Below are 14665 nucleotides of genomic sequence, written 5' to 3' on the forward strand. Positions count from 1 at the left end.
GATAGCCTCAATGGGGTGAGTACTCCGCGGATTGTCGTTTCTGTTCCGTCTGTCGAGCTGGCGGCAGACGTGCAGCCGTTGCCCGCAGGCGTGGAGCTCATCGTGTGGCCGATGGACTCGGCGCCTCCCCGCGACCACATCGACCTCATCGTCACGCCCTATCTCCACCAACCGGGGGCGCTCTCACGGCTGAACGACGTCTCGTCGCGCCTCGTGCAGAGCCAATCGATCGGGTACGAAGGGATCGAATCCCGGCTTCCTGTTGGCACCATATTCGCCAACGCTGCCAGCGTCCACGAGACCTCGACGGCAGAACTCGCCCTCGCGCTCACTCTCGCCGCACAGCGCGAACTCGGGCGGTTTGTCGTCAGTGCAACACGGGGCGAGTGGCAGACGGCCTTCACCGAAAGCCTTGCTGACAAGCGTGTCTTACTGCTGGGCTTTGGTGGCGTAGGCAAGGCAGTCGCCGCACGGCTCGCAGGCTTCGAAGCCCAGATCGTTCCCGTCGCCTCCCGCGCGCGCGAGGAAGACGGTTTTCATGTGCACGGTGTCGACGAACTCAACGCGCTTCTCCCCACCTCTGATGTCGTCATCCTCACCCTGCCGGGTGGCGAGAGCACTCACCACATCATTGGTGACGCCGAGCTTTCGCTGCTCCCCGAAAACGCGCTCATCGTGAATGTCGGCCGCGGCCCGCTTGTCGACACCGACGCGCTCGTCGCACACGTGTCGCGCGGGCGCATCAGAGCGGCTCTCGACGTGACCGATCCAGAACCGCTACCGCAGAACCACCCGCTCTGGGCACTGCCGGGCGTACTAATTTCACCTCACGTAGGCGGCGCGACCACCGCCATGCGCCCGCGGATCGCGCGTTTAGTACGCCGTCAGATTGAGCTGATGTGCGCAGGCAGTGCGCCCATCAATGTCGTCGTCGGCGGCGGCTAGAGCAAAACAACAACCCCGGCAACAACGGATGCCACGGCCAACACGAGTGCGATAGTAATCAACACCACGTGCACCCGGTAAAACGCGGTACGTGCGCCTGCGGCGTCGCGTGCACGGAGGTCGTTCGCGATTCGTGGGTAGAACCTCGGCCACACCACAAAATTGAAGAGCGCATTCACGAAAAGCACGACAGCAGCGAAGATGACCACAGTTCGATCGTACGTGTCTCGAGCTGCGCTATCTGTCGATGTCGAGTCCCGACCAGAGGTCACCGCACTCGAGTTGTTGAGCGTCGTGCTCGCGCAGGTACACACCCGCGCCAGTATCTCCCGAGAGGGTCTCTTTTACGCTCGACCAGTGGTCGCGTCCGATCAAGACCGGGTGCCCCGGGTGACCCCGATAGACAGCTTGCGCGAGCGATGAGGCTTTCGCTCCGGCAGCAATCCGAGCAACCGCGGTGGCCGGAACATCAGGGGTGTCGACGGGGCAGATCATGAGGGCATCCGCGCCCATTGCCTCCGCTGCTTCCAATGCCGCGCGCACGCTCGCGGAGAGCCCAGCGGCCCAATCCGGTACGTCGACCGCGCGAGCGACCGACGGCACGAGGGGCCGCGCATCATCACGCCGCGCCCCGAGCATGACGCCCACTGAGCCACAACCACCGTCGACGAGCGATGTCACGACGTTCACGATCCACGGCGAACCGTCAGAGCTGCGCGCGAGAGCTTTGGGCCCACCAAATCGCGTGCCCGCACCCGCTGCGAGTACCGCGCCGTATATCAACGGTTCGACCATGTTGCTCCATGTAGCGTTCTCGAAACACCGTGCAGCTAGCGTAAGTGCATGCTGGAGCTTGCCGCCGACCTTCTCCCCGTCTTGCGTTCGGGTGAACGCGTCGCTGTGATTACCGTCACACGTGTCGCGCGAAGCGCCCCGCGTGGGGCCGGGGCCGCAATGGCGTTAACCGAATCGGGGCGCGTCATCGGCTCGATTTCGGGCGGCTGCGTCGAAGGCGACTCGGTCATGCTGGGTGCAGAAGCACTCGCGACCGGTTCGGGCCGCACGGCATCCTTCGGCTTCAGCGACGACGTCGCTCATGCTGCCGGGCTCGCCTGCGGCGGCGCGGTCGACGTGGTTTCTTCGGTGATCGAACCAACGGATGCCAGAACCATCACCGCCCTCGAAATGGCCGCTGCCGACCGGCCCGTCTCCGTGGGCCTCATAACCTCCGGACCTGGCACGGGCCGGGTCGTAGCCGCTGGAGAACTCGCACCCAGCGAGCAACGAGAGCGTTCCACGCGCTTGCGCGAAACCTACATGCTGACCGCGGCATATGACGGCGACGATGCCCTCTTGATCTCGGTGGCACCCAAGCCTCGGCTCATTATTCTCGGCGCCGGAGAACACGCGGCAGCCCTCTGCCGCGTCGCGGCGGCTTCGGGGTGGGCAGTGACTGTGTGCGATGCGTGGCCGCTCCTCATCACAGCGGAGCGTTTTCCTGAAGCAACCGAACTCGTGGCGGAGATGCCGCACGAGTATTTGGCGCGCCTGGATGAGGGCGATATCGATGCACGCACAGCCGTGTGCGTGCTCACCCACGATGAGCGCCTCGATGTGCCAGCGTTGCGCGTTGCGCTAGAGCTCCCCGTCGGCTTCGTCGGCGCTCTCGGAGCCCGCGCCACAGTGGCCCGGCGTACGACGCTGCTCTTGCAGGCGGGTGTCGACCCGGCATCCCTCGCGCGCCTTCATTCCCCGCTCGGGCTCGATCTCGGGGGCTCGGGCCCCAACGAGGTTGCGATTGCCGCCCTCGCCGAGATAGTTGCGGCCCGCTACGACGCAAGTACGCGACCGTTGCGGGTACTCGACGGACCGCTTCATCGCCGCGCACAGAGCGCAAATACTGACGAAGCGTGCGTCATTCCGCAAGAGGCATAGGGCTCTGCCGCAGCGAAAGTGAGACGTGTTACGCTCGCCGAACTGCGTGTCCTATCACCATGGGCGAAAGCCTGGCGCACTGCTCAGGGCGGGGACTGCGGCGAATTCGTCTCGTCTCAGACCTGCAAGGAGCAAAGATATGACCAGTTCCGGAACCAAACCCCACGTCGACAAATCGCTAGAGGGCATCGGCGTCCGGCAGTACCACATCGGAATCGCCCCGGGAGAAGTCTCGTCGGTGGCGCTCTTGCCAGGTGACCCGTTTCGGGTTCCGTTCGTTGCCGAATTTCTTTCCGATGTGAAAGAGGTTGCTCATAACCGCGAGCATCGTACGATGACAGGTTGGTACAAAGGTCGTCACATCACGGCAACCTCGACCGGCATGGGATGCCCGTCGACCGCGATCGCAGTGGAAGAACTCGCTCGCGTCGGAGTGACCTCATTTATTCGCGTGGGGAGCTCCGCCGGTCTCCAGCCGGGTATCGTCCCCGGTGATTTGCTCGTGAGCGAAGGCAGCTTCCGCAATGACGGCACGACCGACGCATACCTACCGAAGGGTTTTCCCGCGGTTCCCGACCTCGAGCTCACGATGTCGCTCGCCCGCCACTCGACGCGACTTGCCGAAGCATCCGGCACCCAATCGCACACCGGCATCAGCGTGAGCGATGACGCTTTCTACGCCGAGACCCCGGAATGGATTGCGCAGCTGAACACAATGGGCATCCTGAATGTGGAGATGGAAGCATCCGCTCTCTACATCGTCGCGCGAATGCGAGGGCTTCGCGCGGGAATGGTGTGCGCGTGTTCGAGCAACCTCGTCGATGGGGCATCACTTTACGACCACAAGAACTCCGCGCTCAAAGACGGCTGGATGCGCTCGATCGAAGCAGCACTCGAGACAGCCGTTGAACTCGAGCTGTGATCGCTCGTCATCGAGCATTCCGAAACACTGAAGAAATCAACGGCTGATTTGATTACGAGCACCAGTGTTCACAACACCAACATTTTTCACAGGAGGCATCCGTGGACATCAACACCGTCACGAGCTTCCGTGCGGCGCGCTCACGCGATGCTCTGACACTTGCGCCGAGTGAGGACTTCATTGCTGGCGGCACGTGGGTCATGAGTGAGCCGCAACCCGAGACAACCGGGTTCGTGGATCTGACCACAATGGCGTGGACTGACATCGAGATCCTCCCCGATGGGCTGCGCATTTCGGCCACCTGCACCATCGCACGACTGCTCGCCTGGGCCACGGACTCAACGACTGCTCCCGCTGAGTGGACAGCCCTGGCGCTTGTGCCCGATGCTGCAGATGCTCTGCTCGCGTCGTTCAAAATCTGGAACACAGCGACCGTTGGTGGCAACGTATGCCGGTCGTTTGCCGCCGGCGCTATGGTCTCATTCGCTGCCGCGCTCGATGGCGTCGCGTGGATCTGGCAGCCCGATGGTGGCGAACGCCGCGAACCTGTTGCGGGCATCATCACCGGCAACGGTGAGAACAACCTCGCGCGCGGCGAAGTATTGCGCGCTGTCGAGCTGCCCGCTTATGCGCTTCGCTCAACCGCGCTGCTTCGAAAGATCGCTCTCGCGGAGCTTGGACGGTCGGGGTGTGTCGTCACCGGCCGTGTCGACGAAGACGACTCGGCAACGTTCGTGGTGACAGCCGCGACCCTCACTCCGCACGTGATGCGGTTTGAGGCGCTTCCAACCCGCGAAGCGCTCACGGATGCTGTCGCGTCGGCGCCCGATTTCTACACCGATCCGCTCGGCTCAGCCGACTGGCGTCGGGGCGTGAGTATTGAGTTCGCTCAGAATATTCGAGGCGACCTGGAGGCGACGCGATGAAGTTCGACGTCAATGGCGCACCCGTCGATGCAGATCCTCGGGCGGGACAGAGCCTTCGCACGCTGCTGCGTGAGAACGGCCACACTGAAGTGAAAAAGGGGTGCGACGCCGGCGACTGCGGTGCGTGCTCGGTACTCCTCGACGGCGATCCGGTGCACTCGTGCATCATTCCGGCGGCACGCGTTGCAGGACGCGCGATCACGACAGCGGCGGGCCTTGCGCCCGCAGGTGAGCTGCACCCGGTGCAGGAAGCACTCGTCGGCAGCTTTGGTTTCCAGTGCGGTTTCTGTACTCCCGGCATGAGCGTGACGGCATCGACGCTGTGCGAGAGCGATCTTGATGATCTCGATCGACGGATGAAGGGGAACCTCTGCCGCTGCACGGGCTACCGTCCGATTCGCGAGGCGATTACGGCATCCGTACTGGGTCCGGTGCGAACGACCGGCACCTCAGCAGCCGTCGAGCCGAATACTTCGGGTGTGGGGCGTTCAGTATCTCCGGAGGCAGCGCGCCGAGTCGTGCAGGGGCTTGAGCCGTACACGTTCGATGAGCCGATCACGGGTGCTCTCACTCTGCGAGTGCTCTCTTCGCCGCACGCGCATGCGCGCATCACGTCAATCGATACGTCGGCGGCCGAAGCTGTTGCGGGTGTCGTCGCGGTTTTCACTCACCTCGACGTGCCCGACAAGCGCTACTCGACCGGACGTCATGAGCACCGCGAGGACGATCCCGACGACACGCGCATGCTCGACAACGTCGTGCGGCACATCGGTCAGCGTGTTGTCGCCGTTGTCGCCGAAACAGCGTCGGCCGCCGAGGAGGCGTGCCGACTCGTGCAGGTGGACTACGAAGTTCTTCCCGCGGTTTTCGACCCTGAAGCAGCACGGCTTCCGGGTGCGCCGTTGCTGCACCCGGAGCGAACGCCCGACGAGCGCGTCGACGAGGCGCATCGCAACGTCATCCTGAGTGTGCACGAGAATTCCGGCGGCGACGTGGCCGCAGCTTTTGCCGCAAGCGCCGTGACGGTCGAAGGCTCATGGCAGACGCAGCGCGTGTCGCACGCGCAACTCGAAACGCACGGTGCAATGGGGTACATCGACGACGACGGTCGCCTGGTCATTCGATCCTCAACGCAAGTTCCGTTTCTGACCCGCGACGAGCTGTGCCACATCTTCGACCTCGACAAGGATTGCGTGCGTGTCTACGCGCCGCGCGTCGGTGGCGGTTTCGGCGGCAAGCAAGAGATCTTCACCGAGGACCTCGTTACCCTCGCGGTGCTTCGCACCGGTCGACCTGTTTCCTATGAGTTCTCGCGCACTGATCAATTCCAGCGCGCTGCCCTTCGTCACCCCATGCGCGTGAAGGTGACGCTCGGCGCCACGTCCGACGGCATACTCACCGCGATGAAGGTCGATGTACTGAGCGACACCGGCGCGTATGGCAATCACTCGCGCGGCGTGCTGTTTCACTCGCTCGCCGAATCGACGACTCTGTACCGCGTTCCCGCAAAACAGCTCGATGCTGAGGTCGTCTACACGAACAACGTGCCCTCGGGTGCGTTCCGCGGCTACGGTCTCGGCCAGGTGATCCTCGGTGTGGAATCCGCCATGGACATGCTCGCTCAACGCCTCGACATCGACCCGTTCGCGCTCCGTCGTCTGAACGCCGTGCGCGAGGGCGACCCGCTTCACCCCGACGACGACAAGTACGAAGAAGACCTCATTTGGGGCAGCTACGGCCTCGACCAGTGCCTTGATCTGGCCGAAGATGCGCTGCGGCGTGGCAATGGTGTCGACGCACCCGCGGGCTGGCAGGTGGGCGAGGGAATGGCCGTTGCGATGATCGCAACTCTTGCACCACGAGGTCACATCTCGCACACCACTGCAACGCTCCGGCCTGACGGCACCTACATGCTGGGTGTCGGCACGGCAGAATTTGGCAATGGCACCACGACAGTTCACCGGCAGATTGCGGCGAGCGTGCTCGAAGCATCCGGCGATCGGGTCTCTCTCTGGAGCTCCGACACGGATGCCGTCACCCATGACACGGGGGCGTTCGCGTCGGCCGGAATCACCGTCGCAGGTAAGGCACTTTATGCTGCGTGCCTCACTCTGAAAGAGCGGATGCTGCAGATCGCCGCCACGCTGACCGACACTTCGGTGGACTCGGCCTCACTTCGGGCCGACGGCATCCTGACACCTGTTCGTTTGGTCGCGTTTACGGAGGTCGTTGCCGCGGCCCCGGCCGAGCATCTCACCGCTGATGGACTCACTGCCGACGGTAGCGAGTTTGGCGATCTCCGCTCGATCGCTTTCAACGTGCATGCAGTTCGTGTTGCTGTGCAACCAGAAACTGGCATCGTGCGCGTTTTGCAGTCGATCCAATCCGCTGATGCTGGCGTGGTTTTGAACCCGGCGCAGTGTCGCGGACAGGTCGAGGGTGGTGCCGCTCAGGGCATTGGTAGTGCTCTCTACGAAGAGGTCATGATCGATGAGGGTCAAGTGACGAACCCGGTGTTCCGCACGTACCGGGTGCCACAGTTCGCCGACGTTCCTGACACCGAGGTGTACTTCGCCACGACGAACGACGAACTCGGACCGTTCGGCGCGAAGTCAATGAGCGAGTCGCCCTACAACCCGGTGGCGCCGGCTATCGGTAACGCAATCGCCCGTGCAATCGGTGCGCGCCCGTTCGAGCAGCCGTTCTCTCGCGACCGAGTATGGCGTCTCGCACGCGGGAAGTCTGCCCTCACGAGCTGAGTGACCGTACATCTTCAGCTCACGCTGTGGTGATGCACGGGTGAGGTCTGGCAGAGTTGCAGTGTGTTCCGCGAGCGCCGGTCGCCACTTGCATCCGGGACCTCTAGCAGTGCTGTGCGGCACAGCTTGAATCCCGAATGAAGGAATGCTGCCCGGAATGACTGACTCCCGCGACACCCCTGGCTCCAACTCCAACTCCCAGTCATCATTCGATGACCTGCTGCAGTCATCATCGGATAGCTCCAGCGAGTTTTCGATCGGTTTTCGCGGTTATGACAAGCAAGAGGTTGACTCGGCCATCGGCGATCTCACGACGCGCCTCAATCGAGCGACCACCGAAATAACTGGCGCCGAGCAGCGCCAGCGGGAGGCCGTTGAGCGCGCGAAAGCACAGCAGCGGGAAGAGTTCGAGCAGCAGCAAAAAGAAGCAGACCAGCTGCGTGCCGATATGGCTGCCGTCAACGCGCAGTTAGAAGAAGCGCAGCGTCAGGTGACGACACTCACCTCGGAACTCGCCGACGACGCGACCGACGGTGAAGGTACGCATCGAAACCAATTCGAAGCCGTGCTTCGCGTTGCCGAAGAGCAGGCAAGCCTCCTGATTCAAAACGCTGTGACTCAGGCCGAGCGGTTGCTTGATTCCGCGCGAGACGAAGCCGATGAGCACCGCTCGCAGGGCCGCTCGGATGGTGCCGCCATTACGGCGGAAGCGCAACACGCAGCCGATCAGGTACACCTCAAGATCGACACTGAGCGCACCGCCCACGAGGCTGCGATCGAACGTGAAGCAGCACACGCCGCCGAGAAGGTTGCCCAGGCTGAGCGTGAAGCCGAAACAATCCGTTCCGAAGCCGAGAAGGGTGCCGCCGCACTCCGCGCAATGGTGACGCGCGAGACAACTGAACTTCGCGCCGACGCCGAGCGTGCCGTTCGTGAAATGAACGCTCGGGTGCTCGAGTTCGAAGAGTCGCTCACGCGCCGACAGGATGACGCTCAGCAGGAGTTTCTCGTGTTGCACAATCAAGCCGTCGCACACGCTGAGCGCATCACATCGGATGCGAACGCTCAGGTCACAGCATCCCTCGAGCATGCGCAGCGCATTTCGAACAAGGCTGATGACTACGAGCGCGTCATGCGCGCACAGGCAAAACAGATCGAAGCCGAAGCGCGACTGAAGGCCGAGGAAACCATGGATCGCGCCCGCACGAAAGCGCAAGGCATCGTCGACTCGGTTACCGACCACACAAACGGCGTGCTGCGAGACGCCGAAGACCGCACCCGCCAGTTGCGCTGGCAGCAGCAGCAGCTCACGAGCTTCATGTCTGAGGTTCGCGAGCTCATCCGGCCAGAATCTCGCGGCAAAGAGCCAGCCAAAGTTGAGACTTCTGAAGACACAATCGAAGAGCACACCGAAGAGCAGTCGGCGGAGGGATGAACGAGCCTCACACTTCGGATGCCTCCACCACGGATGCGTTGATCGGCATTTCGCTCGGGCGTGAGATTCGAGCGGCACGCACGGCGCGAAAGTTGTCGATGCGGGCACTTGCCACGGCCGCTGAGATCAGCCAACCGTTTCTGAGCCAGATCGAAAGTGGCAACACCATGCCGTCGGTCGTTACGCTCTTTCGCCTCGCGAAGGTTCTCGGTATCTCTCCGTCAGCTCTCCTTCCCGCGATGCCGGAGCCCGAGCCGATCACCCTCACGCGCCGTGCGGAAGGTAAGCGGGTGCCCATCGCGGAAGGGGATGATGCGGCGAGCAGTCGCGTCATCTCGTCAGGCACGGCGCACATCGCCACGGTGCAGGAGTACCGCATCGATCATGGGCCGTACGTCGGCGATTGGTTCGAGTCCGACGGCGAACTCACGGTTTACGTCGTGGACGGTTCTGTCACCGTGACAATCGATGGTCGCGGCGACTGGGGACTCGGGCCGGGGGATGCACTCTCGCACCCGGGCGCCTACCGAAATCGCTGGTCGCTGCCGGGGCCGTCAGGGGCAACCATTCTGCTCGTGTACGCCGTCGCACCCTGACTTTCGGGCGTAAACGGAACCAAACGCTCTCTGCCGGACATACCTGTAGGGCGCTCGAATCAGAGTGCCCACGCACCGGTAGCGAGCGAAGGAGGCGCGCACATGAGTCACCCGATGAGCCACTCGGCATTCGCTCTCGTGTCGACGCGCGCCGCGGCAGGGGCTGCGCTCGCTACCGGGCGTCGAGACTTCACTTGGTCGTTCGTGAAAGTGAGGTCGCGGCATCGCGGTTATCCTGAAAGTGCTTCGCAGACGAGGCGTTTGCGAGTGCGATCGGGGGATCAGGTAGTGACGAGCGGGGGCATGGAGCCGTCAGACAGCGACCTGCTGTTTCGACTCACGAGGGGTGACGAGCAGGCCTACCGGCTGCTGTTTCGTCGTCATGAACGTGTCTGCTACCGAGTTGCGCTCGCAATGGTGGAGTCGCCGTGGGATGCCGAAGAGGTGGTGGGAGCTGCCTTCGCCGAGCTCTGGAAGAAGCGCGAAAGCGTGCGAATTGTCGACGAGAGCGTGGTGCCGTGGCTCTTGACGGTGGTTTCGTATGCGGCGAAGAATCAATTGCGAGGGCTTCGTCGCTATCGACGGTTGCTGGCAAAAGTGCCGCACGACGGGCCCGAGCCCGATCACGCCGAAGAAGTCGCTCGAGTTGTTGATGCGGCATCCGTTTCTGCCGAAGTACAAGCTGTGCTCGCAGACTTGGGCGCTCGCGACTCCGCAGTTGTTGTGCTCTGCATGGTGGAAGGATTGACCACGCGAGATGCTGCTCGCACGCTCGGGTTACCCGAGGGCACCGTGAAATCTCGCCTCTCGCGCGCGAAAGCGAGATTGCGTCGCAGCTTGTCGCGGTACGCACCGACAACCGAGGAGGTGGCGGAATGAACGACAACGAACGGATGCCGCGCGCCCACGCCATCGAAGACCTCCTTGTTGAGCGGATGCACTCCGACCTCACCCGTCCGCGGTGGTGGCGCACGTGGTGGGGCAAGCTCAGTGCCGCTGGCACCGTTTTTGTGCTCGCGGGCGTATCGATCGCTGCGTTTCAAGTGCTGCAGCCCGCGCCGGTGACAGATACCGAAGTTGTGGACTGCCTGGCGGATCCGCCACTGAACGCTGACGGTTCGCTGTCTGGCACTTCAGTCTCAGTGTTGACCGAGGACGGCCGGATCAATGTTGACGATGCCGTTGCGACGTGCCGCACGGTCTGGGAGGCGGGCTTTCCTGCCGACGACCCACTCGACCCCTCGCCTACGCCAGGAGACATCCCCACATCGTTCACCGTATGCGTGACAAACGACGGTCACCCCGCTGTTGCTCCCGGCGACATCGACTGCGTCGCGTTGAGCCTTCACCCCGCGGACGGCTGACCCCAGTTTTCTGCAAGTGCTCCGGGTGGATCGGTCAGGTCGGGTTCGAATGCGACGCCGGGTGGTGTGTCGGTGTAACTTCGCCCGGTTGGCGAGGTCCACTCCAACACACCGTCGCCTTTTTGTTTCACCGACCACCTGCTCGCATGTTTCAGGCTGTGATGTCGTCGGCACAGATGCGCGAGGTTGTGCTGATGCGTCGAACCCCCGAGCGCGGCATCGACTGTGTGATCAATGTCGCACCGGTGGGTGGGCATGCGGCATCCCACGAACCTGCAGTGTTGATCTCGCGCTCGAAGTTGCCGTTTGAGTTGGTCGCTGGGTCGGTATCGATCGACCGCCACCACCGTGCCCGTGACGGGCCGAGTGAACACTCGATCCCACCCCGGCGCGGTACCCGCGAGGCGTCGTGCACTCTCGGGATCAACCAAGCTCAGCCCCGACAGATCCGTCGGTGTCGAACTCGTTCCTGCAAGGGTCGTGGCCGGAACGGTGACCTGCACGATGGCCCGGATCGCGCCGAGCCCGCCGCAATCGTCACCCGCGAGCGGGTCAAGGCTCGGAACCGAGGTCAACAGCATGTCGGAGAACAGGTCGGCCCGGATCTGATCCGTCGTTCGCCGATCATCCACTACGGGTTCGTCTTCGGTGCGGAGCTTCGTGCCGTAGTCCGACCGCCCTGTTTGGAAGTCCTTCAACGCCCGCGCCTGCTGCGTGAGTCGGTTGAAGATCCCATGCGCCTGCACCGACGGCAACACCGCATTGAGTGAACTCATCCCATCAGCGAGGTCAAACAGGCGCACAGTCCGCGTCGCGTTCGCGTCTTCGAAGCGTTCCTGAAGCGTTCGCGGCTGTGCTTTCTCCGCCAACGCTGCAGCAAACCCCCGCAACCTGCCCGGTGTCTCAGCCTCAGCGACCCCGACCACGTCGCGGTCGTAGAGGGCCTTGGCTGCAGCATCCGTCAGGTTCACGCCCGCCCGCAAGATCTCTTGCACATGCCGTTCCGAGACACGCCCCGCGCTCCACGACCCGAACGTCTCCGGATACGACTCGGTCACGTCGAGCGCATCATCGACACGTATTTGCGCCGTGCGATCCGACAGTCGCAACGCAGCCCCAACTTCTGCCGCGACCGCACGCATCGGAATCTCACGATCCCGCGAGTCACGCGACGTCATCCGCCGTATCTGGGCAAGAGCGATCCGCCCCATGTTTGCAAGAACCGCAGCGCGTGCCGCCTGGATGTGCGCGATCTGTTGATCGAAAGAAATCAACGTCGCCACAGACTCAGACAGCTCGGAGGCCTCTGCTTCTTGTTGCTCGGTTTCGTTCTCTGACATGCCCCAAGTATCGAACGTACCTCCGACATTGAGCATCCCAAGCCAGCCTAAAAAACCCCGGCGTGGATAACTTTCTCAAAAAACTTTCGGGGAGAAGAAGATGCGCGGCCGCTACCCCGCGGGCGCGTCAGCGCGCGTGCAGCAAACGGACCCCGATACCGGCCAGCGCACTCAGCGTCGGCGACGCCGTGTCGGCGGACTCCACAATCACCGCGGCGACCCCATCGAGCGGCAACACTTGATAGCGCGAGACGGCTCCGATCTTCTCGCTGCTTCCCAAGACGTACGTCTCGCTCGCCCGACTTGCAAGCACGCGCTTCATCGCCGCTTCGTCCGGGTCTCCTGTCGTGAGGCCGGAGTGCTCGTGGATGCCGGTGACCCCAAGAAAAAAGCGGTCTGCACTGATCGCCGCGGCTGCCTCAGCGGTGGCCGCGCCGCTCGCTACCGCCGAGTGCTTGAAGAGCCGCCCACCAAGAATGATCACTTCTGCCGCATGATCGAGAAGTGCGGCAGCAACCGTCGGACTGTGCGTAATGATCGTGCACTCGGTGTCAAGCGGCAGCGCCCTCACCATTTCCAGGGCGGTGGTACCGCCGTCAATCAGCACCGTGCTCCCCGGTTCAATCAGCCGCGCTGCGTATTGACCGATGCGCTGTTTACTCTCGGTCGCCACAGTTTGCCGTGCGGCATAATTCACGACAGCGGGCGACGCGGGCAGTGCACCTCCGTATACGCGAACAGCAAGGCCAGCGGCATCCAGTTCACGTAGGTCGCGCCGGATGCTGTCTTCCGAGACACCGAGTTCGGTAGCAATGTCTTTCGCCACAATTCGGCCCTCGGTGCGAAGACGATCCAGCAAAAGCTCTTTGCGCGATGCGGCCAGCATGCGTACTCCTTCACGTTTGTGCACGAGTGTGCACGTTCATGTATTACTCTAGCCGCATGCCGAAGCCAATGATGATCTTGATCGCCGGGCCATACGCCTCGGGCACCAACGGAGACGCCGAGCTGATGCAGCAAAACCTCACGCGCCTCGAAGAAGCCGCGTGGCCGATTTTCAAAGCGGGCCACGTGCCGATGATCGGTGAATGGGTAGCGTTGCCGATTCTCAGCAGCGCGGGAGCCAGTGGACCCTCAGACCCGCGCGCATCGGAGGTCATGTACCCGACCGCACATCGCCTCCTTCAGCACTGCGATGCGGTGCTTCGCCTTCCGGGCGAATCGAAAGGCGCAGACCAAGATGTCGTCATCGCGCGCGAGCGCGGTATCCCCGTCTATTCATCGTTGACGGAAGTGCCCGGCGTCGAGTAGCCGGATCCTCTCGTCACCCGAACGTGCCGGAGGGCCGATAGACAACCGACGAGACGGCACCGTTGAGCGAGCCGAGAGTCGAGCAGTACGGAGTGCAGTTGAGTCGAGAACCGCCGTACGAGGTATTCGCATACGTGGTGACCCAGCAGTTCGCATAACCTCGTGCCGATCGGGCGGTGTCGTTCCATCCCGACGGAAGACTCGGAAAACCATAGGTCACGCCATTGCAACCGGAGCCGGTTCCCCAGTGGAGAAGCGACGTTCCGCTCGCGCCGGTTGACGACCACAGCGTGCCGACGTGCACGGTGCTCTCCGCGGCGAGCGCCGTGCGCGACGGCGTCTCGCCTGCAACGCCAAGTAACTTCTCGAGGTCTCCGGGCGCACCGTCGGCGATGAACTCTTTCGCCGCAGCGACGGTATCAAAGCACGAGATCACCGTCGGCACGCGCGTCACGTCATCTTTGCTCGTGATGGGTAGCCCACCGACTGTGCACGCGCGGGCGGGAGCAGTGCTGACCTGAACCTCAGATGCCGACGCCGCAGTGGGAACCGCAAACAAACCCGCAACCACCAGGACCGCACCTACCGCTACCGATGCGAGCCCTCTCCAGCGAGTCACAGCCAAACTCCTGTCGTGCCGCGCCCCCACCGGTGCGCCCGGGAGACATCTTCCTCTTGCTGACGGAGCCGGCGCTGCAGTTGCAGGGGCGTCTCATCGAACACCCGCCGAAAGTGAAATTTCATTGCGCTGAGATTCGTAAAACCCGCGCCCTCAGATGCGACCGTCAGGCTCCGGCACTGCCCGCACAAGAGCGAACGCCGCACCCGCTGCACACGAGCCCGGCCGATGGCGTACGCCACACTCTCACCCTCTGAGAAGGTGCGATCGAGGGTCTTCCGCGATACACCAAGTACCCCAGCGAGTGCATCCTCATCAAATTGCGGATCCCAGCACTGTTCGCTGATGACCTGCAACGCTCGCACTCTAAGTTGAGCGCGCCGTGTTGTTGTCATGTGCGACACGTGATCGGATGCTGCCGTCGATGCTCTCATACCGGGTCATGTCCGGCAGGCGCACAATGGTTCCCAACCTTCTGGAAACACGATTGTCATCTGATTGCTACTAGTTATC

Annotated in this window: 16 protein-coding genes; 10 read left to right on the top strand and 6 right to left on the bottom strand. The window is 63.0% G+C overall.

Annotation, left to right across the window (positions count from 1 at the left end):
- Window positions 1-15: 15 nt before the first annotated feature.
- Complete coding sequence (locus FHS06_RS02065) at window positions 16-945, top strand: 2-hydroxyacid dehydrogenase (protein WP_182486459.1); 930 nt, start codon at window positions 16-18, stop codon at window positions 943-945.
- On the opposite strand, the gene FHS06_RS02070 is transcribed toward FHS06_RS02065, so the two are convergent.
- Together FHS06_RS02070 and FHS06_RS02075 are read right to left on the bottom strand one after the other, a co-directional pair.
- Complete coding sequence (locus FHS06_RS02070; RefSeq protein WP_167044821.1) at window positions 942-1154, bottom strand: SCO4848 family membrane protein; 213 nt, start codon at window positions 1152-1154, stop codon at window positions 942-944. The genes FHS06_RS02065 and FHS06_RS02070 overlap by 4 nt on opposite strands.
- A gap of 28 nt (window positions 1155-1182) precedes the next feature.
- Window positions 1183-1740 (bottom strand): nucleotidyltransferase family protein, encoded by a 558-nt coding sequence (locus FHS06_RS02075; protein WP_167044824.1) that lies wholly within the window; start codon window positions 1738-1740, stop codon window positions 1183-1185.
- 48 nt (window positions 1741-1788) lie between these two features.
- Here FHS06_RS02075 and FHS06_RS02080 point away from each other — a divergent pair, with 48 nt between their 5' ends.
- From FHS06_RS02080 to FHS06_RS02115, 8 genes are all read left to right on the top strand, one after another.
- Window positions 1789-2880: an XdhC family protein gene (locus FHS06_RS02080; RefSeq protein WP_167044827.1), complete on the top strand. Its 1092-nt coding sequence runs from the start codon at window positions 1789-1791 to the stop codon at window positions 2878-2880.
- Between the two features lie 139 nt (window positions 2881-3019).
- Window positions 3020-3802 carry a nucleoside phosphorylase gene (locus FHS06_RS02085; RefSeq protein WP_167044833.1) on the top strand — a complete coding sequence of 261 codons (783 nt, stop codon included), beginning with the start codon at window positions 3020-3022 and terminating at the stop codon, window positions 3800-3802.
- 101 nt (window positions 3803-3903) lie between these two features.
- The gene (locus FHS06_RS02090) at window positions 3904-4728 is read left to right on the top strand and encodes an FAD binding domain-containing protein (protein ID WP_167044836.1); all 825 of its coding nucleotides are present in this window, start codon (window positions 3904-3906) and stop codon (window positions 4726-4728) included.
- Window positions 4725-7487, top strand: coding sequence for a molybdopterin-dependent oxidoreductase (locus FHS06_RS02095; protein WP_167044839.1), 2763 nt, complete (start codon window positions 4725-4727; stop codon window positions 7485-7487). The genes FHS06_RS02090 and FHS06_RS02095 overlap by 4 nt, the downstream gene beginning before the upstream one ends.
- A gap of 157 nt (window positions 7488-7644) precedes the next feature.
- The gene (locus tag FHS06_RS02100) at window positions 7645-8922 is read left to right on the top strand and encodes a coiled-coil domain-containing protein (RefSeq protein WP_167044842.1); all 1278 of its coding nucleotides are present in this window, start codon (window positions 7645-7647) and stop codon (window positions 8920-8922) included.
- Window positions 8919-9518: a helix-turn-helix domain-containing protein gene (locus tag FHS06_RS02105; RefSeq protein ID WP_167044845.1), complete on the top strand. Its 600-nt coding sequence runs from the start codon at window positions 8919-8921 to the stop codon at window positions 9516-9518. The genes FHS06_RS02100 and FHS06_RS02105 overlap by 4 nt, the downstream gene beginning before the upstream one ends.
- A 303-nt stretch (window positions 9519-9821) precedes the next feature.
- The gene (locus FHS06_RS02110; protein ID WP_167044848.1) at window positions 9822-10397 is read left to right on the top strand and encodes an RNA polymerase sigma factor; all 576 of its coding nucleotides are present in this window, start codon (window positions 9822-9824) and stop codon (window positions 10395-10397) included.
- Window positions 10394-10882 (top strand): hypothetical protein, encoded by a 489-nt coding sequence (locus FHS06_RS02115; RefSeq protein ID WP_167044851.1) that lies wholly within the window; start codon window positions 10394-10396, stop codon window positions 10880-10882. The genes FHS06_RS02110 and FHS06_RS02115 overlap by 4 nt, the downstream gene beginning before the upstream one ends.
- On the opposite strand, the gene FHS06_RS02120 is transcribed toward FHS06_RS02115, so the two are convergent.
- Both FHS06_RS02120 and FHS06_RS02125 read right to left on the bottom strand, forming a co-directional pair.
- Complete coding sequence (locus FHS06_RS02120; protein WP_167044854.1) at window positions 10864-12222, bottom strand: HNH endonuclease signature motif containing protein; 1359 nt, start codon at window positions 12220-12222, stop codon at window positions 10864-10866. The two genes, FHS06_RS02115 and FHS06_RS02120, sit on opposite strands and share 19 nt — an antisense overlap.
- Window positions 12223-12349: 127 nt before the next feature.
- Window positions 12350-13108 (bottom strand): DeoR/GlpR family DNA-binding transcription regulator, encoded by a 759-nt coding sequence (locus FHS06_RS02125; RefSeq protein WP_167044857.1) that lies wholly within the window; start codon window positions 13106-13108, stop codon window positions 12350-12352.
- A 56-nt stretch (window positions 13109-13164) separates the two neighbouring features.
- Here FHS06_RS02125 and FHS06_RS02130 point away from each other — a divergent pair, with 56 nt between their 5' ends.
- On the top strand, window positions 13165-13533 hold the full coding sequence (locus FHS06_RS02130) for a DUF4406 domain-containing protein (protein ID WP_243845237.1): 369 nt from the start codon (window positions 13165-13167) through the stop codon (window positions 13531-13533).
- Window positions 13534-13546: 13 nt separating this feature from the next.
- Here the strand turns inward: FHS06_RS02130 and FHS06_RS02135 are convergent, their stop codons facing one another.
- Together FHS06_RS02135 and FHS06_RS02140 are read right to left on the bottom strand one after the other, a co-directional pair.
- Entirely contained in the window at window positions 13547-14152 is a 606-nt protein-coding gene (locus FHS06_RS02135) for a hypothetical protein (protein WP_167044860.1), read from the bottom strand.
- Window positions 14149-14547 (bottom strand): helix-turn-helix domain-containing protein, encoded by a 399-nt coding sequence (locus tag FHS06_RS02140; RefSeq protein WP_167044863.1) that lies wholly within the window; start codon window positions 14545-14547, stop codon window positions 14149-14151. Before FHS06_RS02140 ends, FHS06_RS02135 begins: the two co-directional genes overlap by 4 nt.
- Between the last annotated feature and the right edge of the window lie 118 nt (window positions 14548-14665).

It is taken from the genome of Microbacterium halimionae, assembly GCF_011761265.1.
Taxonomy (GTDB): domain Bacteria; phylum Actinomycetota; class Actinomycetes; order Actinomycetales; family Microbacteriaceae; genus Microbacterium; species Microbacterium halimionae.

Coding starts and splice junctions, on each gene's coding strand:
- FHS06_RS02125 (WP_167044857.1), bottom strand. CDS start 13,108: ATGCTGGCCGCATCGCGCAAAGAGCTTTTGCTGGATCGTCTTCGCACC.
- FHS06_RS02100 (WP_167044842.1), top strand. CDS start 7,645: ATGACTGACTCCCGCGACACCCCTGGCTCCAACTCCAACTCCCAGTCA.
- FHS06_RS02140 (WP_167044863.1), bottom strand. CDS start 14,547: ATGACAACAACACGGCGCGCTCAACTTAGAGTGCGAGCGTTGCAGGTC.
- FHS06_RS02105 (WP_167044845.1), top strand. CDS start 8,919: ATGAACGAGCCTCACACTTCGGATGCCTCCACCACGGATGCGTTGATC.
- FHS06_RS02075 (WP_167044824.1), bottom strand. CDS start 1,740: ATGGTCGAACCGTTGATATACGGCGCGGTACTCGCAGCGGGTGCGGGC.
- FHS06_RS02130 (WP_243845237.1), top strand. CDS start 13,165: ATGCCGAAGCCAATGATGATCTTGATCGCCGGGCCATACGCCTCGGGC.
- FHS06_RS02095 (WP_167044839.1), top strand. CDS start 4,725: ATGAAGTTCGACGTCAATGGCGCACCCGTCGATGCAGATCCTCGGGCG.
- FHS06_RS02115 (WP_167044851.1), top strand. CDS start 10,394: ATGAACGACAACGAACGGATGCCGCGCGCCCACGCCATCGAAGACCTC.
- FHS06_RS02085 (WP_167044833.1), top strand. CDS start 3,020: ATGACCAGTTCCGGAACCAAACCCCACGTCGACAAATCGCTAGAGGGC.
- FHS06_RS02120 (WP_167044854.1), bottom strand. CDS start 12,222: ATGTCAGAGAACGAAACCGAGCAACAAGAAGCAGAGGCCTCCGAGCTG.
- FHS06_RS02110 (WP_167044848.1), top strand. CDS start 9,822: ATGGAGCCGTCAGACAGCGACCTGCTGTTTCGACTCACGAGGGGTGAC.
- FHS06_RS02080 (WP_167044827.1), top strand. CDS start 1,789: ATGCTGGAGCTTGCCGCCGACCTTCTCCCCGTCTTGCGTTCGGGTGAA.